This is a genomic window from Pseudomonas sp. 8BK, from assembly GCF_902506475.1.
Lineage (GTDB): Bacteria > Pseudomonadota > Gammaproteobacteria > Pseudomonadales > Pseudomonadaceae > Aquipseudomonas > Aquipseudomonas anguilliseptica.
This window is the reverse complement of sequence record NZ_LR733252.1, coordinates 3,490,713-3,513,362: the sequence shown is the minus strand read 5'-3', so window position 1 is coordinate 3,513,362 and position 22,650 is coordinate 3,490,713. Positions and strand designations below refer to the sequence as shown.

Here is a 22,650-nt window from a genome sequence, read left to right as displayed (position 1 = left end):
GCTGCAGAGGTTCCGGTGCCGCTTTCCCATGCCTGGCTAGACGATGTTCGCCCCAGCCCCTACGCGGATCAGCTCGCCTTGGGCTTTCGTCTATTGCGTTTCTCCCGGCCGTTGGAGCAGGAGTATCGCAACTATGTGCGTGACGACACTTTCGACCTCAAACGCATTGCCTTGATCGTGGGCATTCTGGTGTGGCTGGCCTTTGCCGCGTTCGATTTCGTCCTGATCAAGGCGCCCGAGGTGTGGTGGATGTTGGCCATCCGCCTTGCCGTTTTAGTCTTGCTCTGCCTGTTCGGCGGGCTGCTGATTCAGCGCAAACACACTTACCTATTACAGCCGTTGAGTCTGGTCTGTCTGTTGGCCCTCGGAGCGTCGGCGTCCTTTGTAGTTGGCATTGCCCATCGGGTTGATCCCAGCTACCCCTATGAGGGGTTGTTGCTGGTCTGCATGGCCGCTTATTTTCTGGCGGGGCTACGCCTGATCGAAGCGTTGTGCTGCTCTTTGCTGGTGCTGCTGGTTTACGTCTGCGTCGAACTGCTGGTGGCTGATTTGCCGGTGCCTCGGCTGATCAATAACACCCTGTTTCTGCTGTTCGGTAATCTGATGGGCGCGGTGGGTTGTTATCTACTGGAGTTCAAGTCGCGCGAGCATTTTCTGATCAGCCGCCTGATGCGTGTATTGGCCGATCACGACAGCCTGACCGGCTTGCACAACCGGCGCAGCTTCAACCGCCAATTCGAGCGCCTGTGGCGTCAGGCGCAGCGTGAGCATCGCAGCCTGGCGCTGCTGCTCTGCGATGTTGATCACTTCAAGGCTTACAACGATCACTACGGCCACCAGGCCGGCGATAACGTGTTGCAACGCATTGGCAGCCTGCTGCAGGACGCCGCGCGACGCCCACTGGACATGGCTGTGCGCCTGGGCGGCGAAGAGTTTGCCGTGCTGCTCTATGACATCGGCGAAGTCGAAGCACGGCACCACGCTGAAGCACTGCGCCAGACCCTGCAAACCCTGGATATCGAACATGCCGGCTCGGATACGGCGAGCATGCTGACCATGTCGATTGGCATTTCCTGCATCCAGCCAGCTGCAGGTGGGGCGTTGGCGCAGCTCTACGAGCATGCGGATCGCGCGCTATATGAGGCCAAGGCGTTTGGTCGCAATCAGGTTGTGGCGTAGGTTGGGTTGAGGCGTGCAGCGACGAAGCCCAACGGGCAATGCTGGGCGTTACGCCGAGGCTAGGCCGGACACCGCTGCTGGGCTTCGCGCAGCTCAACCCAACCTACACCGTTGTGGCCGATTTTGCCGCTGCGCTTGGCGCGTGTGGTGAATGTCGGCAGATGAACCCCGGTGCTAGCATCCCTGGCAGTTTCCTTGAGTGAATTGCCCCATGGACCGACTGATTCAGGCCAACGGCCAGCCGCATTACGGCATCTTTCCCGCCGCGCCGGGGCTGATCAATTACCGCGATTTTGATTTCCGCTCGCCCATGGGGCGCAAGTTGGGTGCCCTGGCCAAGTGGCGGCGCTTTCACCAATTCCAGTATTTCGGCCTGATCAGTGATGAGCTGATTGGCGGCTGCGCGCTGGCCAACCTCAGCCTGCTGGGCGTGGGATTTGTCTATCTGTTCCATCCGGCCAGCGGGCGCATGATCGAGCGCCAGTTCAAGCTGCCGCTGGGCTTTGGCAGCCAGTTCTCGCAGACCCCGGATCAGGGCGTATGCGAGGTGCGCAGTGGCGGCAATCTGCTGCGCCTAGAGAACAACGCCTCGCCTCGGGAAAAGCGCCTGCTGGTGGAGCTGGATGACGGCACCCGTATCGACGCCTGCTTTTCTGAAGAGCAGCCGGCTTTTCAGCCGATGTGCATCAACACGCCGACTGCGGTCAATGGCTGGGTCTATGCGCAGAAGGTAGCGGGGGTACGTTGCACGGGGCAGGTGCGCAGTGCGCTGGGGGATTTCGACCTGGCGCAGATCGGCGCATTTGCCCACCACGACTGGTCGGCCGGTTATATGCGCCCGGAAACTCACTGGAACTGGGCATGTCTGTCCGGTCAGGCGGGCGAGCAGCGGGTCGGGCTGAACCTGTCCTGCGGGGTCAATGAAAGCAGTTTTACCGAAAACTGCTTCTGGCTGGATGGCAAGTTGCTCAAGGTCGATACGGTGCGCTTTGCCTTTGATCGCGATCAGCCACTGCAGCCCTGGTTGATCAACTCCTATGACGGTCAGGTGGAGCTGCGCTTCGAAGGGCGTGGCCTGCATAAGGAACGGCTGAACGTGGGACTGCTGGCGAGTAACTTCAAACAGATATTCGGCCAGTTCACTGGCGTGCTGCGCCCGACTGGTAGACCCGAAGTGCGTATCGACAACCTCTGGGGCTTTGTCGAAGATCAGTATGTAAAGTGGTGAAACGGTTGTAGACCTTCTACAGGCTTGCCTCGTTAAAAGGGTTATGGTTAGCTGGCTAATAATTAGTTTTTTATAGTTAAGAGCCGTTGTCCATGTCGCATACCGATCAACACCGCTTTGCCATGCAAGTTGCCCAACTTTCCCGTGCCTGGCGCGCCGAACTGGATCGCCGCCTAGTCGGCCTGGGGCTGTCGCAAGCCCGCTGGCTGGTGCTGCTGCACCTGGGGCGCTTTGCCGAATTACCGACCCAGCGTGAATTGGCGCAGAGCGTCGGCGTTGAAGGGCCGACTCTGGCGCGCCTGCTCGACAGCCTGGAAGCCCAGGGCCTGGTCAGTCGTCAGGCGGTACCGGAAGACCGCCGCGCGAAGAAGATTGCCCTCAGCCCACAAGCCCGCCCGCTGATTGAAAAGATCGAAGCGATCTCTGCACAACTGCGCCAGGAAGTCTTTGCCGGTATTGATGAAGACGAATTGCGTCGCTGCCAGAAGGTCCACGCCCAGGTGTTGAGTAACCTGGAAAAACGCTGATGCGTGACGACCTGCAGAGCCTGCAGCAACGCTTCGGTCCGCGTTACCCGCAGTGGCTGCTGGCACTGCTGATGGTCGGCAGCATGGCCATGGTCTTGGCCTCCACCAGTATCAATGTTGCCTTGCCAGCGATCATGGCGGATTTCGCCATCGGCCGGCCGCTGGCGCAGTGGCTGTCCACCGGCTTTCTCGCCGCCATGACTGCCGGTCTTCTCTTGGCCGCTTGGGCCCAGGCGCGTTTCGGCGCGCGGCGTACGGCGCAATTCGGCCTGCTGCTGTTTATCCTCAGTTCATTGGTGGCGCTGGTGACGCACGCCGCCTGGCAGTTGATTGCCCTGCGCATCGTGCAGGGGCTGTGTGCGGGAATCGTACAGCCGCTGGCCATGGTGCTGATCTTTCGTGTATTCGCCGATGGCGGGCGTGGCATGGCACTGGGTATCTACGGCCTAGGGGTGATGCTGGCGCCGTCGCTGGGGCCGGGGATTGGCGGGTATCTGGTCGACCATTTCGGCTGGCCGTCGATCTTCTGGATGCCGCTACCTATGTGTCTGCTGGCCATGCTCGCTGGGCAGTGGTTGCTGCCCAGCGAGCGTGAGCGCAATACGCTGCGTCTGGATATTCAGGCCTTTGCCTGGCTGTGTGTGGCGATATTTGCCGCGCTGGGTTTTCTGGCCGAGGCGCAGCGTTTTGCCTGGACGGCGCCCCGGGTCTGGTTACCAGGCTGCGTGGCGCTGTTGGCAGGCGTGACCTTTATCCTGCGCAGCCGGCGCGCTGCTCAGCCACTGCTGCCCTTGGCACTGTGGCGGCATGCTGGGTTTCGCAGCGCCAGCTGGGTCGCGTTGACATTGGGGCTGGGGCTCTATGGTTCGACCTACCTGATTCCGCTGTATCTGCAGACCGTTGAAGGCTTCAGCGCCGGACGTTCGGGGCTGCTGCTGTTACCGGCGGGGATCTTGATGGGCATGGCGTCCTTTCTCGGCGGCTGGCTCAGTGATCGGCTGTCTGCGGCCGTGCTGCTGAGTGGCGGGTTGCTGATCTTTGCGCTGTCGGCAGCAGGATTGGCCTGGGTCGAGCAGGGCGCTTCGTTTATCCAGCTGTGTTTCTGGGCCTGCGTCGGGCGCATTGGTCTGGGCGTGTTACTGCCGGCCTTGAGTACCGGCTCGCTGGATATTCTCAGCCCCGAGGAGCTGGGCCAGGGCGCCGGTGCCATCACCTTCGTGCGCCAGCTAGGCGGGGCGTTCGGGGTCAATCTGTTGACCTTCTTTCTGGAGTGGCGGCACAGCGCCGAGGGTGGTGATCACCTCGCGGAGATGCTCGCCTTCAAACAGAGTTTCTGGCTGGTGGCCGGGGTATTCGCGATCACGGTTTTGGCGGCCTGGAGCGTCAAATCGACAAGGCGCTGACAGCTAAACGGTAGTGTGACGGAGTTGTCATTTTCTTGACTGCGGGCCTATGCTTGCACCTGGGGTGGCTTTTTGCCAAGCGGCGATTGGCATTTGTCTATTCAGTGCACCGTAATTATTGCCATGCACCAGCCGGGTTAAACACGGAACGTAGTCCCAAGGCGCATTTGCCGTCTTCTATACTTTCGCAAGCGCTGGAAGCGCACGCCTTGGACGTGAAGTGGCGAGGGTGCAGGAGCGGATTCAACGGGAGCGTTTTTATGGCAAAGGTTCGTCAGTTACTGATCGGCTTGGCATCCAGCTCGGCCCTGTATTCTGGGCTTGTTCCAGCACTTGGCCTGGGCGAAATCACTTTGCATTCGGCGCTCAGTCAGCCGTTGGATGCCGAAATCGAATTGTTTGATGTGGGCGACCTGACCGCTGAAGACATGCGCGTGCGCCTGGCGCCTGCCGAAGTGTTCAGCCGCTCCGGCGTTGATCGCCTGTATTTCTTCAATGACCTGCGCTTTACCCCGTTGCTGCGGGGCGGCAAGAGTGTGATTCGCGTGGTGTCGACGCAGCCGGTGCGTGAGCCTTACCTCAACTTTATCGTCGAAGTGGTGCGGCCTAATGGCCAGTTGTACCGCGAGTACACCGTGCTGCTCGACCCGCCCAGCTCTGCCGCCTACCGCAGCCTGGCTGCGCCTGCAGCATCCAGCGCGCCTGTTGTCACCCCCGCACCCCGCGTAACCACTGCTGCGCCTGTGCGTCCGCCGGTTGCGCAGCAGGGTAATCGCTACAGCGTGGTCAGCGGTGACAGCCTGTGGAAGATAGCCGCCCGTCTGGCCGACGATACCGGACAGGTGGCGGCCCAGGCGCTGATGAGTGACATCCATGCGCTTAATCCGCAGGCCTTTATCAATGGCGATATCAATCGCCTGCGTGCCGGTGCGCAATTGCTGTTGCCCGATAGTGTTGCGAGTGTGCCGTCTGTCGTGGTCGAGCCTGCAGTCGCGGTAACTGCTATGCCCGAGACTGTGGCTGTGCCTAGTGCTCAGCTGCCGGCTGAGCAACTGCTTCAGGAACAGGCCCGCGTCGAGCAGGAGCTGGCCAGTCAGATCAGTGAGACGCTGCAATTGCAACAGAGCCTGGCGCAGCTGGGCCTGCAGGTGCAGCAGTTGCAGGAACAGATGGCGGCGCGGGATCAGCAGATTGCTGGCCTGCAGGCCGAGTTGGCCGCGCGCCGTGCGGGCGCCGCAGCAAGTGCCGCGGCTGTGCCTGCTCCGGTCGCGGTAACCGCACCGGTTGCGGCTGAGACAGGTAGCAACTGGCTGGCGATCATCGCCGGTCTGCTGGTGCTGTTACTGGCCGGTGTGGCTGGCCTGTTCTGGCGTAGCAGAAAACCCGTTGAGCCAGCACCTGTTGCGGTTGCAGCTTCACTGACGCCAGTCATGCCCAAGGCACCAAGTGTTGCGCCAGCTGTAGCGGTCGCGCCGGCAGCCGCAGTGGCTCTCAATGTGCGCGAGGTGCCGCGTGGTGGGCCGGTATGGCCGACAGCGGGTGACGATGCCCTGCAAAGTGCCAACGTGTATATCGCCTATGGCCGCCTGAATGAAGCCGCCAGTACGTTGCGCAAGGCCTGGGAGGCGCAGCCGCAGCGCAGTGATATCGGTTTCCGTCTGCTGGAAGTGCTGGCGTTGTTGGGTGATACCCAGGGCTTTATCGCCCACGAGGCCTTGGTACGGGCATCCGGCTTTACTCCGGCACGGATCGACGAGTTAAAGGCGCGGCATGCCGAGCTGTTCAGCGCGCCGCCGGCCAGTCTGCTGGACGATGTGGTGCTGGAGCTGGATGAGGTTGAGGCGCAGCCGTTGGTGGATGCTGCCAATGATGGCCAGCTCAATCTGGACGACATGTCGCTGGATGCCGACTGGGATCTGGTCAGCCCCTTTGCCCCAGCTGCGCCGAAAAAGGAGGCGGACAAGGCCGAGAGCAGTATTGCGGCCAAGCGCAAGACTTCGGATATCTTCGAACTGTCCGGCAGCCGTGATGCCCGCAGTCCGTTTGCCGAGTCGATGCTGGTGGAGGAAACCTCAAGCGATGGCTGGGGCGGTGACGTGCTTGATGTGGAGCTGCTGGACGATTTTGATGAACTGGCCAGCAACCGCGAAAACCTGTCCAAGCTGAATATGGCCCTGGCCTATATCGAACAGGGCAGTCTGGACAGCGCCTGCCAGATCCTCAATGAAGTGATCAACGAAGGCGATGAACAGCAGAAGCAGGAGGCGCGTCAGCTGCTGGCAAAAATCGCCTGATGCAAGACCCTGTTGCTCAACGCCTGCCTACCTCTGGTACGCGGGCGTTTTTCTTGTGCTGAGGCCAGGCTGCTGCGCGTTATCATCGACCTTTCATTTGCGCGAGCCTGCCAATGTCCAGCCCCAAAGCTGAAGTAGTCATCACCTATTGCACTCAATGCCAGTGGCTGCTGCGTGCTGCCTGGCTAGCGCAAGAGCTGCTGTCGACGTTTACCGATGATTTGTCCAGGGTTTGTCTGGAGCCCGGTACGGGTGGGGTGTTTCGCATCACCTGTGATGGTGTGCAGATCTGGGAGCGCAAGGGCGATGGCGGTTTTCCCGAGGCCAAGGTGCTCAAGCAGCGCGTGCGCGATCAGATCGATCCGGCGCGGGATCTGGGCCACAATGACCGCAGCCATTGATCACTTGGCCATCCGCGCCGATAGAAAGATCGCGCTGATAATCAGCAGCCCGCCGGCGAGCATGCGCAGGGTTGGCACTTCGCTGAACAGCAGCCAGGCGAAGGCAATTCCGTAGATCGGCTCCAGGGCGAAAATCACCGCCGTAGTGCGTGCCTTGAGTACTCGCAGGCTGGCGACGAACAGGCTGTGTGCCAGGCCCGTGCAGAAGATCCCAAGCATGGCCATCCACAACCAGTCCTGAGCCTGCACGCTGGGCAGCGTCGGCCAGGCCAGCGGCAGGAATACCAGCAGCACGGTGAGATTCTGGTACAGCGCCGCCTGGACGGGCTCAATACCATGGGTGCTGGCGCGGTTGAGCAGCGACAACAGGGCGAATAGCAGGCCGGACAATATCGCCCAGAGCAAGCCGCTGGTGGCTTGGCTGCTCAGGTCGAAATCCGGGGTGACCAGTACCAGGCCCAGGCATACCAGCGCCACCATGGCGTATTCGACCGGCCGCGTGCGTTCTTTGAACAGCAGTCCCTCCAGCAGCACGGTAAAGGCCGGGAAGCTGGCAAAGCCGAGGGTGGCGATGGCCACGCCAGAGATATGCACAGACTCGAAAAAACTCCACCAGTGACCGCCAAGCAGCAAGCCGCCGAGGACCAGCAGGCCGGTCTGGCGCAGGCCAAGGCGGACCAGACGCGCGTTGCTGATCAGCTTGGCGAACAGCAACAAGGCCGCCACGGCGAAGATGGCGCGGCCGGCGGAGATCATCTGCGGCGTGGTATTCGCCAGTTTGCCGAAGATGCCCGATAGTCCAAACAGCAGGGCGCCAAGATGGATCGCCCACAGTGCATTACGTTGATTCATGCCAGGCGCGCACCGTTTGGTAGCGGTTTGTCGAAGCCGGCCAGCACTACGTTGTTATCAGCGTCATACACGCCGGTCACCAGTATTTCTGAGCGCACGCCGGCGATGCGCTTGGCGGCGAAATTGCACACGCACAACACCTGGAGACCGACGAGCTGCTCGCAACTGTAGTGGGCAGTGAGCTGGGCGCTGGAGGTCTTGATGCCCAGCTCGCCGAGATCCACTTCCAGCACGTAGGCGGGTTTTATGGCTTGTTCATTGGGGCGGGCTGCACGAATGGTGCCTACGCGCAGCTCCACTTTTTCGAAATCCTGCCATTCGATGCTTTGCATAGGCGACTCCTCGATTCTGCCGGGCAGTCTAGGTGCCTATCTGCGCCCTTGTCTGTCTTAGGAGTCGCGGGTTTTGTCGCCAGGCTCTCGTCGGTGAATCAATCAGTGCGGCGTAGTTGTCGAGGTGTAACGCCGAGATGCCGCAACAGGGCGGCGCTAAAGGCACTTTGTGAGCTGTAGCCAACCCGTGCGGCGATCTCGCCAATTGCCAGGTTGCTGCCTTGCAGTAGCTGACGCGCCAGCTGCAGACGACGGCTGCGTACGTAATCCATTGGCGTTTGCCCGGTTTCAGCGAGAAAGCGTGCGTGAAAATGCGCAGCCGAGAGGCCGGCCAGGCGCGCCAGGTCGGCCACCTGCAGCGGGTGTGCGGCATGTTGATCAATGTATGCATCCAGCGCCGTTAGCGGTAGGCGACTGGTTACATGAGCGGGTAGTTCGCCATTGGCCAGGCTGGCCAACAGCAGAGCGGCGCCTTGCTGGGCAATCACCGGATCATTGATCGGGCTGGCGGCCAGCCAGCTGACCAGTTGGCTCTGCGCGGGATTCAGGTTGACCGCGGCAGGTTTTTCCAGCAGACGGCGGGTGGCATCCAGATGCCGGCCCAGCTGTTGTTGCAGCCAGCCTTCACAGGGTACGTCGAGCACCAGGCAGTGACTGCCGTTCTTGCTGCCACAGGCGTGCTGCGCATCGCTAGGCACCACGGCCAGGGTCTGACGCTTTACCTGGCTGCCTTGGCCGGCCACTTCGAACTCCAGCAGGCCGCTCAGGCCAAACACCAGCTGCGCATGGTCATGGCTGTGGCTGAGCAGTTCATGGCTGTAGTGACGCAGCGAGAGCAGCGAGGACATGGTGGGCTCCTTGTTCGGCCAGCCAGTCTATACCCTTTAAAGGCTGTCACCGAATTGCCACGGCGCTGTCATGCGCCTTTCACCGCGTCTGCGCAGACTCGAGCAAACCCAGCCGGAGGTCGTCCATGACCAGCGCTCAGCTCGCCAAGCCCAGCCGCAAGCAACGTGTCCGTACCCTGTGGATTTCCGATGTGCACCTGGGCACCCGGGATTGTCAGGCCGAACACCTGGCAGCGTTTCTCAAGCGCTACCAGACCGACAAGATTTACCTGGTCGGTGACATCATCGATGGCTGGAAGCTGCGCAGCGGGGTGTACTGGCCGCAGTCGCACAGCAACGTGATCCGCCGCCTGCTGACCATGAGCAAGCGCGGCACCGAGGTGATCTACGTCACCGGCAACCATGATGAATTTCTGCGCCGCTACTCCAGCCTGATGCTCGGCAATATCCAGTTGGTTGACGAGGCCGAGCACTTCACTGCCGATGGTCGCCGGCTGCTGGTAATTCACGGTGACCAGTTCGACGTGATTACCCGCTATCACCGCTGGCTGGCCTTTCTCGGCGACTCGGCCTACGAGTTCACCCTGACCCTCAATCGCTGGCTGAATTACTGGCGTAGCCGCTATGGCTATGGCTATTGGTCGCTGTCGGCGTACCTCAAGCACAAGGTCAAGACGGCGGTGAACTTTATCAGCGACTTTGAAGAAGCCATCGTCCACGAGTGTGCCAAGCGCGGCTTCAACGGCGTGGTCTGCGGGCATATCCATCACGCCGAGATTCGCCCGATGGGGGATGTCGAGTACATGAACTGCGGCGACTGGGTGGAATCCTGTACGGCGTTGATCGAACATCTGGATGGCAGTATCGAACTGTATCGCCTGGCTGATGATCAGGCGCGCCAGCTGCAAGCAGCTCCAGTTGCGGCTGCCGAGCCTGCCTTGTGAGGATTCTGATCGTCACCGACGCCTGGTCGCCGCAGGTCAATGGTGTGGTCACCAGCCTGCAGGCGCTGATCAGTGAACTGCGCGGCCTCGGTCATCAGGTCAAGTTGTTGTCGCCGGCGGACTTTCGCGCGCGGCCATGCCCCAGTTATCCTGAAATACCCCTGGTATGGAACCTCTGGCGGGTTGGCCCGGCGATCCGTGCATTTCAGCCGGATTGTGTGCACCTGGCTACTGAAGGGCCATTGGGCTGGGCAGCACGGCGCTGGCTGAGCAAGCGCGGCCTGGCGTTTTCCAGCGCGATCCATACGCGTTTCCCCGAATATGTGCACACCCGCTGGCCCTGGATTCCATTGCGTTGGGGCTATGCCTTTCTGCGCGCATTTCACCGACCGAGCCAGGCGGTGCTGGTGACCACCGAGCGCATGCGTGAGGAGTTTGCCGGCTGGGACTTCAAACGTCTGGTGCTGTGGCGTAAGGGTGTCGATACGCGGCTGTTCTGTCCGCCGCTGGCGCCGACAAACCTGGCTGAGCCGGTGTTTCTGTATGTCGGGCGGATTGCGCCGGAGAAGAATATCGAGGCGTTTCTTGCCCTCGATCTGCCGGGGCAGAAACTGGTGGTCGGCGATGGCCCGCAGCGCGAGGCATTGCAGGCGGCTTATCCACAGGTGGGCTTTCTTGGCTATCAGCATGGCCAGGCGCTGGCCAAGGCGTTTCAGAACGCCAGCGTGCTGGTCTTCCCCTCGCGCACCGATACCTATGGATTGGTGATGCTCGAGGCCCTGGCCTGCGGTACGCCAGTGGCGGCATTTCCGGTAGCCGGGCCGCTGGATGTGTTGCGGGCGGGCGTCAGCGGGGTCATGCATGAGGACTTGCGGGCGGCCTGTGTGGCGGCCTTGAGCCTGGATCGCGGGCGTTGCGCCGAGTTGGCCGCGCGGCAATCCTGGCGAGCGTCGGCGCTGGAATTTCTGGCGCAGCAGCCGTTGCTCGATGGTGAGTTGTGCATGCCGGTTGTGCCGGACTTACACGCAGTAGGGCGTGATCAGGCGCTTACATGATCACCTTGTCACGCAGCTTATCGGCTGCCTGACTGAGGGCCTGAATAACCTTTTCCTTGTCGAAGTTCTGGATACCGTTGGTGTCCAGGTACATGGAGAAGCCGGGTAGTTCGTGTTCGACGTAACTGGATGTGGCGCCCAGATCGCGGCGGAAGTCCACCACCTGGTAGATCTGCACGGGGCGGGTAAAGCCCTTGACGTTGATCTGGCCCTTGTCGCGGCACATGATCACGTCCTTGATCAGCGAATAGGTCTCGTGAGAGATCAGAATCTCACCGGATTCAGCAGCGCTTTCCAGGCGGCTGGCGAGGTTCACGTCGCGGCCGATGATGGTGTAGTCCATGCGCGTATCGGCGCCGAAGTTGCCCACGGTGCAATAACCGGTGTTCAGCCCCATGCGGATTTCCAGTGGCTTGGTGATGCCCTGGGCACGCCATTGCTGGCGCAGTACCTTCATATGCTTGCGCATGGCGATGGCCATGGACACTGCATTGACCGCATCCTTCTTGGCGCCCTTGCTGCTGGGGTCGCCGAAGAACACCATCACGCAGTCACCGACAAATTTGTCGATGGTGCCGCCGTATTTCAGGCAGATCTTCGACATTTCATTGAGGTAGGTGTTGAGCAGGTCGGTCAGAGCTTCGGCTTCTAGTTCTTCGGCCAGCTCGGTAAAGCCCTTGATGTCTGAGAAAAACACCGTGAGCTTCTTGCGCTGGGTTTCCAGGCGCACGCTTTTCTTGCCGGTGAAGATCGATTCCCACACCTGTGGTGACAGGTACTTGGCCAGATTGCGCGCCAGACGTGCGGCTTTTTCCTGCTCGCGGGTGATCTCGTTGCGTACCTGACTCAGGCGCAGGCCCTGCTGGTGCACAAAGTAAGCGGTGATACAGATGTACAGGGTGGTGAAAAAGATGCTGACCAACGCCACCAAAGGTGGGGTGTTGATGTTCAGCTTGACCTGGAGCAGCGCTGCACAGAATACCGTGCCACTCAGCGCAATCAACGATGCAAGGGCGAGATGACGTAGGCCACCGATGACCAAGGAGCTGAACAGCAGAATCAGCAATGACATCAGGCTGGGAACCACCGAGAAACCAAGCAGGGCCAGTGCGCCCCCGGCATGCAGAGCGTCAATAAACAGCAGGCTGAGGGTGGTGCGTTGCGGATGCTCGCGTTTGAAACGCAGGCTCAGATGGTGTGCCAGGTGCGGGTAGAGCAGTGCGTAGGGCACCATCCAGAGAATGTCGTAACCGAAATGCTGGGTGTAAGTACCGGCGGCAATACTGGCAGCGATGGCGATATAGGCCAGGACGCGAGAGTAGTACTCACGCAGCGGCGGTGCCGGCAGTGCGGAAATTCGGGGGGCGCTTTTGACATTCATCCGATGGGACTATCCCTGCTGCTCGTCTGGCACCTCTACTGGGCGCCTGGGGGCGCACCGTACTGGCTGCGCAAAATAAGCGAGGGATCATAACCAAGCCCACCACAACCGCCAAGCGCGGCAGCCGAACGGCAGCGCCACCTGAGCCAGCGGTCGTTCGATGCGGGCTATTAAACCTTGATGCGTCCGGTAAAGGCATCCTTCAGCATCACCCAGTCGCCCATTAGCGAATAAAGTGGGTAGTCAAAGGTGGCGGGGCGGTTTTTCTCGAAAACAAAGTGACCGATCCAGGCGAAGCCATAACCGATCAGCGGTATCGCCAGCAGCCATAGCCACTGCTGAGTGGCCAGTACATAGCCCAGTACACAGAGCACCAGCAAACTGCCGACATAGTGCAGGCGGCGGCAGGTGGCGTTGCTGTGCTCCTGCAGGTAATAGGGGTAGAACTCGGCGAAGCTGCTGTAGCGTTCGCGGGTTTCAGTGCTCATCTGGGCCTCCTCTTATTCTTTTGACCACCACCAGACTTGCGGCTATGGCGGCTTACTTGCAGTCTAGGTCGAGTGACGCGCTGGGCCACTGACATTAGGTGCCAGTTTAGTATCCTTCTGTCGCCCTTCAGACTCCCTAATAAGAACAGAACACGTCATGAGCGAACGTACCACTTCATCCAGTTGGGCCTCGGGCATTGTTGCGGCCCTGGAACTGGGCGGTGTTGATTGCCGCAGCCTGTTTGCCCAGCTGGGGCTCGACTATGCTGCCTTGAGCGACTCCGATGCGCGCTTTGCTCAGGACGCCATGACCCGGCTCTGGCATCTGGCCGTGGAGGCTTCGGGCAATCCGGCCATTGGCCTGAACATGGCGAAGATTCTGCGGCCATCATCGTTCAACGTGGTGGGCTATGCGGTGATGAGCAGCCGTAACCTGCAGGAAGGCTTTGCCCGGCTGGTGCGTTATCAGCGGATTATCGGCGAGGGTGCCGATCTCAGTTTTCACCCCACCCCGGAAGGCTATGAAATGCTGCTGGCGATCCATGGCGATCGGCTACCCTCGGCGCGGCAAAGCGCCGAAGCCTCGCTGGCGCACTCCCTGGCCTTCTGCCGTTGGCTGACTGGCAAACCGCTGCGCCCGCGGCTGGTCAGTCTGATGGGGCCGGCTCCGGAGGACCTTGCGCCTTATGACGAAGTATTCCAGTGCCCGCTGAAATTCAACGCCGAGCACTATGCCTTGCTGTTCGAACGGGCTGATCTGGATGCGCCATTACCGTCGGCCAATGAGGCGTTGGCGCAGCTGCATGACCGTTTTGCCGGCGATTACCTGGCCCGCTTTTCCGGTACGCGGGTGACTCATCAGGTGCGCCAGGTGTTGTGCCGGTTACTGCCCCAGGGCGAGCCCAAGCGTGAAACCGTGGCGCAGGCACTGCTGCTGTCCGAGCGTACTTTGCAACGGCGTTTGCAGGATGAAGGCACCAGCTACCAGCACCTGCTGGATGACACGCGCCGTGAGCTGGCTGGCCAGTACCTGGGTCAGGCCAATCTGACCTTGCTGGAAATTTCCTATCTGCTGGGGTTCTCCGACCCGAGCAACTTCTTTCGCGCCTTTCGTCGCTGGTTCGACACCACGCCGGGCGAGTACCGCGCGCGGATGTAAAAACGTATTTAATGTCGCCAGAAGGCCGGCAACATCAGCACCAGTACGGTGAGGATTTCCAGGCGGCCGAGCAGCATGCCGAAGGTCAGCAGCCATTTGGCGGTGTCCGGCAGGCTGGAAAAATTGCCCGCCGGCCCGATGATCGGGCCCATGCCGGGGCCTACGCCGGAAACGGTGCTGGCCGCGCCGCTGAGTGCGGTGATCCAGTCCAGGCCGCATAGGGTCAGGCCCAGGGCCAGCACGGCGATGGTGATGGTGAAGAAGAACGAGAAGGTCAGGATCGAACGGACGATGTCTTCATCCAGGTGATGGCGGTTGTACTGCTGCTTGATCACCGCGCGCGGGTGGATCAGTTGCATCAGGTTGGCCCTGAGCAGCACGTAGGCGACCTGGAAACGGAAAATCTTCAGACCGCCTGCGGTTGAGCCCGAACAGCCGCCGATAAATCCCAGGTAGAAGAACAGCATGCCGGCAAAGCCGCCCCACAGCGTGTAATCGCCGAGGGCAAAGCCGGTGGTGGTCATGATCGAGGTGGTGTTGAACGCCACGTGGCGAATGGCTTCAAGCCAGTGCAGTTCGGTGCTCAGGTAATACCAGGTGCCAAGCAGCAGCCAGGTACTTAGCAAAATACCGAGAAAGCCACGTACCTGCTGGTCGCGGATCAATGCCTTGTAGTTGCCACGCAACATTGAGGCATACAGCACGAACGGTACGCTGCCGAGAATCATCAGCACGATAGTGACCCAGTGCACCGCCGGCTCGGTCCATTTGCCCACCGATTGGTCCGAGGTGGAAAACCCGCCAGTGGCGATGGCCGACATGGTGTGGTTGATCGCGTCGAATACGCCCATGCCCGCCGTCCACAGGGCCAGGCAGCCAAGCAGGCTGATCCCCAGGTAGGCCGCGATCATGTACTTGGCGACCATGTGCGAGCGCGGCATGATCTTTTCGGAGCGGTCCGAGGATTCGGTCTGGAACAGGCGCATACCACCGATCCGCAGCATCGGCAGAATCGCCACGGCCATGGCGATAAAACCGATCCCGCCGAGCCAGTGCAGCAGCGAACGCCAGATCAGAATGCCCGGCGACATGCTGTCCAGCCCGGTCAGTACCGTGGCCCCGGTGGCGGTGATGCCTGACATGCTTTCAAACACCGCATCGGTCACGCCCAGGTGTTGGGAAAACATAAAGGGCAGGGCGGCGAACAGCCCCACCAGTATCCAGCTGGACACTGTCAGCAAGTACATGTCGCGTGGACGCAGCTGCACATCCTTGGGGCGGCCCTGGGCAATCATCGCGATGCCCGCGATAAAGGTGATCAGGCTGGACCAGAGGAAGGCGTTGAGTTCGTCAGGCCGTGCAAACAGCATCAGGGTCAGCATGGGGACGGCCATGCTGATCGCCAGGGTCAGAAGAAAGATGCCATTGATAAACGCGATGATCCGTAAGGTCGGCCAAGCCATCTAAGCGGGTTCCGTTCCAGTAATAGCAAGAGTCTAGGGTGTCGGACCGGGCTTGCGTGCTAATCGCCCGGCCGATAGGTTCTTAATGTCGCCAGAATGCCCGAGTTACCAACACCAGTACGGTGAGAATTTCCAGGCGACCAAGCAGCATGCCGATGGTCAGCAGCCATTTGGCCGCATCCGGCAGGCTGGAGAAGTTGCCCGCCGGGCCGATGATCGGGCCCAAACCGGGACCGACGTTACACACCGCTGTCGCTGCGCCGGTCAGCGCGGTTATCCAGTCCAGCCCAAGCAGGGTCAAACCGAGAGCGATCACGCCGATGGTGATGGTGAAGAAAAACGAAAAGGTGATCAGCGAGCGGACAATCTCTTCATCGAGGTTGTGATTGTTGTACTGCTGCTTGATCACTGCGCGCGGGTGCACCAGTTGTTGCAGGTTGGCCCGCAACAGCACATAGGCCACCTGAAAGCGAAAAATCTTCAAGCCGCCGGAGGTGGAGCCCGAACAGCCGCCGACAAATGTCAGGTAGAAGAACAGCAGTACGGCGAAACTGCCCCAGGTACTGTAATCGCCCAAGGCATAGCCGGTGGTGGTGACCACCGAGGTGACATTCACCGCGACAATGCGAAACGCATCCAACCAGCTGTTATCCGAGTGCAGCCACAGCCAGGTTCCAAACACCAGCCAGGTGGCCAGCAGAAAGCCGAGGAAGCCGCGTACCTGATGATCCTTGAACAGCGCTTTGCGGTTACCGCGCAGGGTCGCGACATACAGGGTGAAGGGCAGACCGCCGAAAATCATCAGCACCACTGCCACCCAGTGCACGGCCGGTTGGTTCCAGTTGGCCAGCGATGAATCCGAGGTCGAGTAGCCGCCAGTGGAGATAGAAGTCATTGCATGATTGATGGCATCGAAGGGCGTCATGCCAGCCAGCCAGAAGCCGAGAAAGCCGCTCAGGGTCAGGCTCAGGTAAATAAACAGGATGTATTTGGCCGCCATGTGCGAGCGCGGCATGACCTTCTCGCCCCAGTCGGAGGATTCGGTCTGGAACAGGCGCATGCCACCGACCCGTAGCAGCGGCAGAATCGCCACCGCCATGCCGATAAAGCCGATACCGCCCAGCCACTGCAGCATCGAACGCCAGATCAGCAGGCCGGGTGAGGCGTGATCCAGACCGGCCAGCACGGTTGAGCCCGTGGTGGTAACACCGGACATGGTCTCGAAAAAGGCATCGGTGTAGCTGATGTGGTGAATCAGCACCATCGGCAGGGCGGCGAAGATGCACACCACCAGCCAACTACCGGTGGTCAACAGGTACATGTCACGCGGGCGCAGTTGCGCGTCCTTGGGGCGCCCGGGGATGACCATGGCGATGCCCGCAGCGGCGGTCACCAGGCTGGACCAGAGAAAGGCGTTGAGGTCGTCGGTGCGTGAATACAGCAGCAGCGTCAGCATGGGGATCAGCATGCTGACGGCCAGAGTGATCAGGAATATGCCGAGAATAAAAGCAATGATGCGCAGTGTCGGCAATGACATGGAGTCGGCTCGGGCTCTGTAGGGCAAAGGGGCGTTATTCTACGCGCGCTGTAGCCGCTGTACAGCGGCCACATTGCGTGCTTTACAAGCGCTTGGCGCTGCATAGAATAGCCGCCAGGTGCCGGCCCTTGCCGGTTTCTGAGTCTTCCATCATGTCCGATAGCAATCCTTGTCTGAGTTGTGGCGCCTGCTGCGCGCATTTTCGTGTGTCTTTCTTCTGGGGTGAGTGCCAATCGGCCGGTGGTTTGATGCCGGACGATCAGGTTGTGCTGATCACCCCGCACCGTGTTGCCATGCGTGGCACGGAAAGCAAACCCACGCGTTGTAACGCCCTTTTGGGGGAAGTTGGCCAGGGGGTGCGCTGTACGTTGTATGAACAGCGCTCCAGCACCTGTCGCGAATTCGAGGCCTCCTGGGTCAATGGCGAGCACAATCCGCATTGCGATGCAGCCCGCAGTGCACACGGCTTGCCGCCGCTGATGCCGCCGGTGTTGCCGAGCGTTTCTCCCGAGCGGGTAGCCTGAGAAACTGTGTGGATTGCCCCTCAGCTGCGCGCAGGCACTAGAATGGCCACCTGTTTCAATTACCGAGGTGGCTGATGGACGCTCTTGATGCGTTGCTAAACCGTGTTTCCGCGCCGCGCCTGGTTGCGCCGGCCCCCGATGCTGCGCAGCGTGAGCTGTTGTTTCGCGCCGCTCTGCGTGCGCCTGACCATGGCCAGCTGCGGCCCTGGCGTTTTCTTACTGTTGAAGGTGAAGCGCTGAAGCAACTGGGCGAGCTGTTTGCCAGTGCATTACCTGCCGATGCCAGCTCTGAAGCCTTGGCCAAAGCGCGTGCCATGCCGTTGCGTGCGCCGTTGCTGGTGGTGGTTATTGCTCGTGTGCAGGCCAGCCCGAAAGTACCGGTGCAGGAGCAGGTGCTGGCGGCTGGCTGCGCCGCCCACGGGATTCTGCTGGCGGCTCATGCGCAAGGCATCGGTGCGGTCTGGCGTACCGGTGATATGGCTTACAACCCTCAGGTTGGTGCCGGCCTGGGGCTAAGCGCAGATGAGCAGGTTATTGCTTATCTCTATCTCGGCACCCCGGAGCGCGAGTTGCGTGCGGTGCCGCAGGTTCAGGTCGATGATTTTGTCAGGGCCTGGTCGGCGCCTGATTCGGCTGACTAAGCGGCAGGCGCAGGGTGGCGATAAAGCCACCTTGCGCATGGTTGCTCAGTTCCAGTTGCCCGCCATGCCGCTCTGCCGCGCGGCGGGCGATGGCCAGGCCCAGGCCATGACCACTGCTGGTCTGGCCAGGCGCGCGGAAGAAGGGTTCGCCAAGCCGCGTCAGCAGCTCAGGCGCAGCCCCAGGGCCGTGGTCACGCACGCTCAGGCATAGCTGCTCGGCGCTTCTGCTGGCTGTCAATTCGATGGGCCGACCAAGCGGGTTGAAGCGCAGGGCGTTGCGCAACAGGTTGTCCATCGCGCGTAGCAACATGTCTGGCCAGCCGTTGAGCTGCAGGCCGCTTTCCAGCTGAATTTCAATTTGTTGTTCTGGGGCGTCAAGGCGCGCGTCGTCCTGCAATTTCTGCAGCAGTTCGTCGAGGTTGATCGGCTGCGCTGCGCCTGGCTCGGCGTCGAGGCGGGCGAGGGCGAGGATTTCACTGATCAGTGCTTCCAGGCGGTCGCACTCCTGACTCAGGCGCGGCCAGTATTGTTCCCGTGCGGCAGCATCCGCGCGCTCGGTCAGCGCCAAAGCGATGCGCAGGCGCGCCAGTGGTGAACGCAGCTCATGGGACACGTCGCGCAATAGCTGACGTTGACTGCTGATCAAACCTTGTACGCGTTCGCCCATGCGGTTGAAGTCGGCCGCCAGTACGCCGAGCTCATCACGCCGCTCGGCCAGTTGTGCCAGGCTGTTCTGCTGGTAAGCGGTTTGCCCCAGGTCGTGCACGGCGCCGCGCAGGCGATTCAGCGGGCGGGTGATGGAGAGCGTCAGCCAGAGGCTGAACAGGGTCAGCACCAGCATCGCGATACCCAGCGCGCTCAGCGGCCAGAGCAGGCTTTCGCGCTGCCACGCGGCGACTTCGGGGATCGGGATGCGGTAGATAAACAGATAGGTTTCGCCGCTGTGCGGGCTGGTGTAGTCGACACTCAGGCGGCGCCAGGGCAGGCGTTTCTCATTGCGATGGCGGGCCTCGAAGGCTGCCGCGCGGGGCGGGAAGGTGCCTTTGACCACGGCTTGGCCGCTGTCGTCGAGTACCTGCACATCAATGCGGAACTTGCGTTTACGTTGCTCAAGCAGGGCTTGGGCGGAGCGTGGACCGTTCTTCTCATAACGCTGCGTCCACTTCTCGGCGAGGTCATCCATGCCAGGGTGCTGGCTGAGCAACCAGGCGTCCTGATTGAGCATGCGTCCGAGCAGCATGGACAACCCCGCTACCAGGGCAATAGCCAGCCAGAAGCTGGCAAAGATGCGCCAGAACAGTGACCGCACGGTGGCTCCTTAGTCGTTGTGGTGGAAATGCATACGCCCATCAGGCTTTGCAGCCTGATGGGCGTAAAGGCAACAGTGCCCGGGTTAGTTCTTTTTCGCCTGTTCGGCCTGCCAGGCTTTGAACGCCTGGTGCTCGGCGCGGCGCTCTTCCATCTTCTTCTGGTGCTCGTCGAAGGCCTTCTGCTGCTCGGGCTTGAGCAGGGCGCGGATGGCGCTGTGCTGTTTGTCCTTGGCGGCCTGCAATTCGTCCTGCATGGCTTTCTGTTCTGCCGCCGGCAGCTTGTCCAGGTAGCGTTTGGTGATCTCATGGCGGCCTTTCATCTGCTCGCCCATCAGCTTACGGATTTCGCGCTGCTGCTCTTTGCTCAGATCGAGCTCTTTGAACATGCGGGAGCCGTGCTCGCCGCCGCCGTGCCGCGGGCCGCCTTCAGGCATGGCCATGGCCAGGGTCGGCAGGGTCAGGGCGAGCAGTACTGCGGTAAGGGTCTTGCGCATGGTGTGTCTCCTTGTCTGAAACCGGTAAACACCGGATGAGCCCAGTCTAGGGCGGTCAAGGTCAAGGGCCGTCAGGGCAAGGTAAAGCTTAGGTAAAGAGCTTAATGTGGCTGATATACACAACCACGGCTCAGACGCTGTAGTAGTAGCCGCGGCTACGCAGCGCGAGAATACGCTGGCGGCCATCGGTGTGCGGGCCGAGCTTTTTGCGCAGGTTACTGACATGCATATCCAGGCTGCGGTCATACAGGGTCAGTTTGCGGCCGAGGGCCAGTTGCGCCAGCTCCTGTTTATCCACCGGTTCGCCCGGATGTTGCAGCAAGGCTTCGAGGATGCGGCTTTCCGAGAGAGTCAGCAGCACTTCCTGTTCGCCCAGGGTCACGGTGCCGCGAGCCTGGCTGTAATGCAGGTCGCCGAGATCGAGCGGGCTGCTTGGACTGGCCGGCAGGCTGCGGCGCAAGACCGCGCGCAAGCGCGCGGTCAGCTCGCGAGGATCGCAAGGTTTGGCCAGGTAATCGTCGGCACCCAGCTCCAGGCCGAGAATCCGATCCAGTGGTTCGCCGCGCGCTGAGAGCATCAGCACGGGCAGCTCCGGGTGGTCGCTGCGCAACTGTTTGAGCAGTTCCAGGCCGCTACCATCGGGCAGCATCACGTCCAGCACCACGGCGTCCGGGCCGTGCTTGGCGAGGGCGCTGCGGGCGCTGTGGCCGTCATGGCAGGCGCTGACCTGAAAACCTTCCTGGGTCAGCCAGCAGGTCAGCAGTTCGCAGAGTTCGACGTCGTCGTCGATTAACAGCAGGTCACTCATGGGTCAGTTGAGCCACTCGCTGCGTGAACGGCGACCACGGCGCAGGAACGCGCCGATAATTACCCCGAGCAGGCCGGCTCCGGCGCCCGTGGCAAACCACATCTGCTGTTCGCTGATCAGTGGCTGAGGGGGGCTGGCCTGGGCTTTTTTCAGCTGCAGTTTGAGGCGTTGGTTTTCCTGGCGCAGGCGCTGCAACTGTACGGTGTCACGTTCGTTGCTGCTGTTCTGCAGCTCGGCGCTGAGGGCTGCGCGCTGTTCTTCGCTGAGCGCCAGTCGCTGCTCGAGTTCATCGATCTGCGTCTGCGCCGAAGTGGCTTCTGCCAATGGTTGCGGCGGGCTTTCCTCGGACTGGGTGACGGCCGGCAAGCACAGGGTCAAGAGCAGAAACAGCGGGCCTGGACGCATCGGAACTCCTATCTTTGTAATTGTTGTTATGGGTTATTCAGCGAAGGGATTGGCTCAAGGCAAGACCAGTTTGAAAGGTTTTACCAGTACCGAGGCATATACCCCGGCGGCGCGGTAGGGGTCGGTATCGGCCCACTGTTGCGCGGCTAGCAGCGATTCGAATTCCGCGACGATCAGGCTGCCGGAAAACCCCGCTGGGCCTGGATCATTGCTGTCGACGGCCGGGTGCGGGCCGGCGAGGATCAAGCGGCCTTCGCTTTTCAGCTGCTCCAGACGCGCCAGATGCGTCGGGCGGGCATTCAGGCGGTTTTCCAGGGAGTTCTGCACATCGGTGGCAATGATCGCGTAGAGCATCTCAATCCTTAATTCGGTGGTTGGCGCGGACCAGCGCCAGGGGAGAAAAGCAGCCTGCTCAGGCAAAGTCGAGGAAATATCGGCGCAAGCCAGCAAGAATCCACATCTGGCGGCATAATAACAAACATAAATGACTCGGAAAGCGCCCCTTATGGATGTTGATTTGCATTGCCACAGCACCGCTTCAGATGGCGCCCTTGCGCCAGCTGTGGTGGTGGCGCGGGCGTTTGAGCGCGGTGTGCGTTTGCTGGCGTTGACCGATCACGACACCCTTGATGGCCTTGACGAAGCGGGCGCTGCAGCGCAAGCGCTGGGTATGCAGTTGGTCAACGGTATCGAACTGTCCTGCACCTGGGGCGGCGCGACCATTCACGTGCTGGGCTACGCCTTCAATCGCGATGCGCCGGCCCTGCAGCAGGCCATTGCCGAGCTGCACGAGGGACGCTGGTTGCGCGCTGCGGAAATCGCCAAGCGTCTGGAGGCCAAAGGCATGCCGGGCGCGCTCGAAGGCGCGCGGGCCATGCAGCAGGAACTGGGCGACAGCGGCAATGCTCCGGCGCGCCCGCATTTCGCTGACTTTCTGGTGCGCAGCGGATATGTAAAGGATCGCGCCGAAGCGTTCCGCAAGTGGCTGGGCTCGGGCAAGCTGGGCGATGTCAAACAGCACTGGCCGGAGCTGGCTCAAGCAGTCGATACCCTGCGTCGCGCCAATGCCTGGGTCAGTCTGGCGCATCCCTGGCAGTACGACTTTACTCGGAGTAAACGACGCAAGTTGATCGCCGATTTTGTCGGTGCCGGCGGGCATTCGCTGGAAGTGGTCAACGGTATGCAGCCGGCCGAACAGGTTGGCAGTTTGGCGATTCTGGCGAGGGAATTCGGCATGCTCGTCACCGCAGGCAGTGATTTCCACGCGCCAGGCCAGTGGTCTGAGCTGGGCGTCTATCGCCCGGTGCCCGAGGATCTACCGCCCCTGTGGGCACGGTTTCAACATGTCCAGCAGCCTACTGCAATTTGACCAGGGAC

General features: G+C 61.1%; 24 protein-coding genes. 12 read left to right on the top strand and 12 right to left on the bottom strand.

What is annotated here, in order from left to right; genetic code table 11:
* Positions 1-15: 15 nt before the first annotated feature.
* From ACIN8IBEIGE_RS16415 to ACIN8IBEIGE_RS16390, 6 genes are all read left to right on the top strand, one after another.
* Positions 16-1,179 carry a diguanylate cyclase gene (locus tag ACIN8IBEIGE_RS16415; protein WP_160015592.1) on the top strand — a complete coding sequence of 388 codons (1,164 nt, stop codon included), beginning with the start codon at positions 16-18 and terminating at the stop codon, positions 1,177-1,179.
* Between the two features lie 211 nt (positions 1,180-1,390).
* The gene (locus tag ACIN8IBEIGE_RS16410) at positions 1,391-2,407 is read left to right on the top strand and encodes a DUF2804 domain-containing protein (protein WP_090387528.1); all 1,017 of its coding nucleotides are present in this window, start codon (positions 1,391-1,393) and stop codon (positions 2,405-2,407) included.
* A 92-nt stretch (positions 2,408-2,499) separates the two neighbouring features.
* On the top strand, positions 2,500-2,934 hold the full coding sequence (locus ACIN8IBEIGE_RS16405; RefSeq protein WP_090248226.1) for a MarR family transcriptional regulator: 435 nt from the start codon (positions 2,500-2,502) through the stop codon (positions 2,932-2,934).
* Positions 2,934-4,337 (top strand): DHA2 family efflux MFS transporter permease subunit, encoded by a 1,404-nt coding sequence (locus ACIN8IBEIGE_RS16400; RefSeq protein ID WP_160015591.1) that lies wholly within the window; start codon positions 2,934-2,936, stop codon positions 4,335-4,337. The genes ACIN8IBEIGE_RS16405 and ACIN8IBEIGE_RS16400 overlap by 1 nt, the downstream gene beginning before the upstream one ends.
* 260 nt (positions 4,338-4,597) lie before the next feature.
* A complete protein-coding gene (locus tag ACIN8IBEIGE_RS16395; protein WP_160015590.1) occupies positions 4,598-6,631 on the top strand; it encodes a FimV/HubP family polar landmark protein in 2,034 nt (677 codons plus the stop codon).
* A 113-nt stretch (positions 6,632-6,744) separates the two neighbouring features.
* Positions 6,745-7,032: a SelT/SelW/SelH family protein gene (locus ACIN8IBEIGE_RS16390; RefSeq protein WP_160015589.1), complete on the top strand. Its 288-nt coding sequence runs from the start codon at positions 6,745-6,747 to the stop codon at positions 7,030-7,032.
* Here ACIN8IBEIGE_RS16390 and ACIN8IBEIGE_RS16385 read toward each other — a convergent pair whose 3' ends face one another.
* From ACIN8IBEIGE_RS16385 to ACIN8IBEIGE_RS16375, 3 genes are all read right to left on the bottom strand, one after another.
* Positions 7,033-7,884: a DMT family transporter gene (locus tag ACIN8IBEIGE_RS16385; protein WP_160015588.1), complete on the bottom strand. Its 852-nt coding sequence runs from the start codon at positions 7,882-7,884 to the stop codon at positions 7,033-7,035.
* Entirely contained in the window at positions 7,881-8,216 is a 336-nt protein-coding gene (locus ACIN8IBEIGE_RS16380; RefSeq protein WP_160015587.1) for a tRNA-binding protein, read from the bottom strand. Before ACIN8IBEIGE_RS16380 ends, ACIN8IBEIGE_RS16385 begins: the two co-directional genes overlap by 4 nt.
* 98 nt (positions 8,217-8,314) lie before the next feature.
* Complete coding sequence (locus ACIN8IBEIGE_RS16375; protein ID WP_160015586.1) at positions 8,315-9,064, bottom strand: AraC family transcriptional regulator; 750 nt, start codon at positions 9,062-9,064, stop codon at positions 8,315-8,317.
* Positions 9,065-9,189: 125 nt separating this feature from the next.
* Between ACIN8IBEIGE_RS16375 and ACIN8IBEIGE_RS16370 the strand changes: the two genes are divergently transcribed.
* Both ACIN8IBEIGE_RS16370 and ACIN8IBEIGE_RS16365 read left to right on the top strand, forming a co-directional pair.
* Positions 9,190-10,008, top strand: a complete 819-nt coding sequence (locus ACIN8IBEIGE_RS16370; protein ID WP_160015585.1) for a UDP-2,3-diacylglucosamine diphosphatase — start codon at positions 9,190-9,192, stop codon at positions 10,006-10,008.
* On the top strand, positions 10,005-11,063 hold the full coding sequence (locus tag ACIN8IBEIGE_RS16365) for a glycosyltransferase family 1 protein (protein ID WP_160015584.1): 1,059 nt from the start codon (positions 10,005-10,007) through the stop codon (positions 11,061-11,063). Before ACIN8IBEIGE_RS16370 ends, ACIN8IBEIGE_RS16365 begins: the two co-directional genes overlap by 4 nt.
* Here the strand turns inward: ACIN8IBEIGE_RS16365 and ACIN8IBEIGE_RS16360 are convergent.
* On the bottom strand, positions 11,056-12,444 hold the full coding sequence (locus ACIN8IBEIGE_RS16360) for an adenylate/guanylate cyclase domain-containing protein (protein WP_160015583.1): 1,389 nt from the start codon (positions 12,442-12,444) through the stop codon (positions 11,056-11,058). The two genes, ACIN8IBEIGE_RS16365 and ACIN8IBEIGE_RS16360, sit on opposite strands and share 8 nt — an antisense overlap.
* 170 nt (positions 12,445-12,614) lie before the next feature.
* Positions 12,615-12,932 (bottom strand): Mpo1-like protein, encoded by a 318-nt coding sequence (locus ACIN8IBEIGE_RS16355; protein ID WP_160015582.1) that lies wholly within the window; start codon positions 12,930-12,932, stop codon positions 12,615-12,617.
* 157 nt (positions 12,933-13,089) lie between these two features.
* Between ACIN8IBEIGE_RS16355 and ACIN8IBEIGE_RS16350 the strand changes: the two genes are divergently transcribed.
* Positions 13,090-14,091: an AraC family transcriptional regulator gene (locus ACIN8IBEIGE_RS16350; protein ID WP_160015581.1), complete on the top strand. Its 1,002-nt coding sequence runs from the start codon at positions 13,090-13,092 to the stop codon at positions 14,089-14,091.
* Between the two features lie 8 nt (positions 14,092-14,099).
* Here ACIN8IBEIGE_RS16350 and ACIN8IBEIGE_RS16345 read toward each other — a convergent pair whose 3' ends face one another.
* Both ACIN8IBEIGE_RS16345 and ACIN8IBEIGE_RS16340 read right to left on the bottom strand, forming a co-directional pair.
* Complete coding sequence (locus ACIN8IBEIGE_RS16345; RefSeq protein WP_160015580.1) at positions 14,100-15,554, bottom strand: TrkH family potassium uptake protein; 1,455 nt, start codon at positions 15,552-15,554, stop codon at positions 14,100-14,102.
* Between the two features lie 82 nt (positions 15,555-15,636).
* A complete protein-coding gene (locus ACIN8IBEIGE_RS16340) occupies positions 15,637-17,091 on the bottom strand; it encodes a TrkH family potassium uptake protein (RefSeq protein ID WP_090387515.1) in 1,455 nt (484 codons plus the stop codon).
* 152 nt (positions 17,092-17,243) lie between these two features.
* Here ACIN8IBEIGE_RS16340 and ACIN8IBEIGE_RS16335 point away from each other — a divergent pair, with 152 nt between their 5' ends.
* A complete protein-coding gene (locus tag ACIN8IBEIGE_RS16335; protein WP_160015579.1) occupies positions 17,244-17,615 on the top strand; it encodes a YkgJ family cysteine cluster protein in 372 nt (123 codons plus the stop codon).
* Between the two features lie 74 nt (positions 17,616-17,689).
* Positions 17,690-18,256: a nitroreductase family protein gene (locus tag ACIN8IBEIGE_RS16330; RefSeq protein WP_160015578.1), complete on the top strand. Its 567-nt coding sequence runs from the start codon at positions 17,690-17,692 to the stop codon at positions 18,254-18,256.
* Here ACIN8IBEIGE_RS16330 and ACIN8IBEIGE_RS16325 read toward each other — a convergent pair.
* The 5 genes from ACIN8IBEIGE_RS16325 to ACIN8IBEIGE_RS16305 all read right to left on the bottom strand — a co-directional run bounded on the left by ACIN8IBEIGE_RS16325 (position 18,222) and on the right by ACIN8IBEIGE_RS16305 (position 21,627).
* On the bottom strand, positions 18,222-19,565 hold the full coding sequence (locus ACIN8IBEIGE_RS16325; protein WP_160015577.1) for a HAMP domain-containing sensor histidine kinase: 1,344 nt from the start codon (positions 19,563-19,565) through the stop codon (positions 18,222-18,224). The two genes, ACIN8IBEIGE_RS16330 and ACIN8IBEIGE_RS16325, sit on opposite strands and share 35 nt — an antisense overlap.
* An 84-nt stretch (positions 19,566-19,649) precedes the next feature.
* Positions 19,650-20,060, bottom strand: coding sequence for a Spy/CpxP family protein refolding chaperone (locus ACIN8IBEIGE_RS16320; protein WP_090387512.1), 411 nt, complete (start codon positions 20,058-20,060; stop codon positions 19,650-19,652).
* Between the two features lie 130 nt (positions 20,061-20,190).
* Positions 20,191-20,868: a response regulator transcription factor gene (locus ACIN8IBEIGE_RS16315; protein WP_160015576.1), complete on the bottom strand. Its 678-nt coding sequence runs from the start codon at positions 20,866-20,868 to the stop codon at positions 20,191-20,193.
* A 3-nt stretch (positions 20,869-20,871) separates the two neighbouring features.
* Positions 20,872-21,273 carry a translation initiation factor 2 gene (locus ACIN8IBEIGE_RS16310; RefSeq protein ID WP_160015575.1) on the bottom strand — a complete coding sequence of 134 codons (402 nt, stop codon included), beginning with the start codon at positions 21,271-21,273 and terminating at the stop codon, positions 20,872-20,874.
* Positions 21,274-21,327: 54 nt separating this feature from the next.
* On the bottom strand, positions 21,328-21,627 hold the full coding sequence (locus ACIN8IBEIGE_RS16305; protein WP_160015574.1) for a YciI family protein: 300 nt from the start codon (positions 21,625-21,627) through the stop codon (positions 21,328-21,330).
* A 151-nt stretch (positions 21,628-21,778) separates the two neighbouring features.
* Here ACIN8IBEIGE_RS16305 and ACIN8IBEIGE_RS16300 point away from each other — a divergent pair, with 151 nt between their 5' ends.
* Positions 21,779-22,642, top strand: a complete 864-nt coding sequence (locus tag ACIN8IBEIGE_RS16300) for a PHP domain-containing protein (RefSeq protein WP_160015573.1) — start codon at positions 21,779-21,781, stop codon at positions 22,640-22,642.
* Positions 22,643-22,650 lie beyond the last annotated feature (8 nt).

Bases quoted from the DNA above. Each gene is read 5' to 3' on its own strand.
- ACIN8IBEIGE_RS16410 (WP_090387528.1), top strand. From the start codon at position 1,391: ATGGACCGACTGATTCAGGCCAACGGCCAGCCGCATTACGGCATCTTT.
- ACIN8IBEIGE_RS16405 (WP_090248226.1), top strand. From the start codon at position 2,500: ATGTCGCATACCGATCAACACCGCTTTGCCATGCAAGTTGCCCAACTT.
- ACIN8IBEIGE_RS16400 (WP_160015591.1), top strand. From the start codon at position 2,934: ATGCGTGACGACCTGCAGAGCCTGCAGCAACGCTTCGGTCCGCGTTAC.
- ACIN8IBEIGE_RS16395 (WP_160015590.1), top strand. From the start codon at position 4,598: ATGGCAAAGGTTCGTCAGTTACTGATCGGCTTGGCATCCAGCTCGGCC.
- ACIN8IBEIGE_RS16390 (WP_160015589.1), top strand. From the start codon at position 6,745: ATGTCCAGCCCCAAAGCTGAAGTAGTCATCACCTATTGCACTCAATGC.
- ACIN8IBEIGE_RS16385 (WP_160015588.1), bottom strand. From the start codon at position 7,884: ATGAATCAACGTAATGCACTGTGGGCGATCCATCTTGGCGCCCTGCTG.
- ACIN8IBEIGE_RS16380 (WP_160015587.1), bottom strand. From the start codon at position 8,216: ATGCAAAGCATCGAATGGCAGGATTTCGAAAAAGTGGAGCTGCGCGTA.
- ACIN8IBEIGE_RS16375 (WP_160015586.1), bottom strand. From the start codon at position 9,064: ATGTCCTCGCTGCTCTCGCTGCGTCACTACAGCCATGAACTGCTCAGC.
- ACIN8IBEIGE_RS16370 (WP_160015585.1), top strand. From the start codon at position 9,190: ATGACCAGCGCTCAGCTCGCCAAGCCCAGCCGCAAGCAACGTGTCCGT.
- ACIN8IBEIGE_RS16360 (WP_160015583.1), bottom strand. From the start codon at position 12,444: ATGAATGTCAAAAGCGCCCCCCGAATTTCCGCACTGCCGGCACCGCCG.
- ACIN8IBEIGE_RS16355 (WP_160015582.1), bottom strand. From the start codon at position 12,932: ATGAGCACTGAAACCCGCGAACGCTACAGCAGCTTCGCCGAGTTCTAC.
- ACIN8IBEIGE_RS16350 (WP_160015581.1), top strand. From the start codon at position 13,090: ATGAGCGAACGTACCACTTCATCCAGTTGGGCCTCGGGCATTGTTGCG.
- ACIN8IBEIGE_RS16345 (WP_160015580.1), bottom strand. From the start codon at position 15,554: ATGGCTTGGCCGACCTTACGGATCATCGCGTTTATCAATGGCATCTTT.
- ACIN8IBEIGE_RS16340 (WP_090387515.1), bottom strand. From the start codon at position 17,091: ATGTCATTGCCGACACTGCGCATCATTGCTTTTATTCTCGGCATATTC.
- ACIN8IBEIGE_RS16335 (WP_160015579.1), top strand. From the start codon at position 17,244: ATGTCCGATAGCAATCCTTGTCTGAGTTGTGGCGCCTGCTGCGCGCAT.
- ACIN8IBEIGE_RS16330 (WP_160015578.1), top strand. From the start codon at position 17,690: ATGGACGCTCTTGATGCGTTGCTAAACCGTGTTTCCGCGCCGCGCCTG.
- ACIN8IBEIGE_RS16320 (WP_090387512.1), bottom strand. From the start codon at position 20,060: ATGCGCAAGACCCTTACCGCAGTACTGCTCGCCCTGACCCTGCCGACC.
- ACIN8IBEIGE_RS16315 (WP_160015576.1), bottom strand. From the start codon at position 20,868: ATGAGTGACCTGCTGTTAATCGACGACGACGTCGAACTCTGCGAACTG.
- ACIN8IBEIGE_RS16310 (WP_160015575.1), bottom strand. From the start codon at position 21,273: ATGCGTCCAGGCCCGCTGTTTCTGCTCTTGACCCTGTGCTTGCCGGCC.
- ACIN8IBEIGE_RS16305 (WP_160015574.1), bottom strand. From the start codon at position 21,627: ATGCTCTACGCGATCATTGCCACCGATGTGCAGAACTCCCTGGAAAAC.
- ACIN8IBEIGE_RS16300 (WP_160015573.1), top strand. From the start codon at position 21,779: ATGGATGTTGATTTGCATTGCCACAGCACCGCTTCAGATGGCGCCCTT.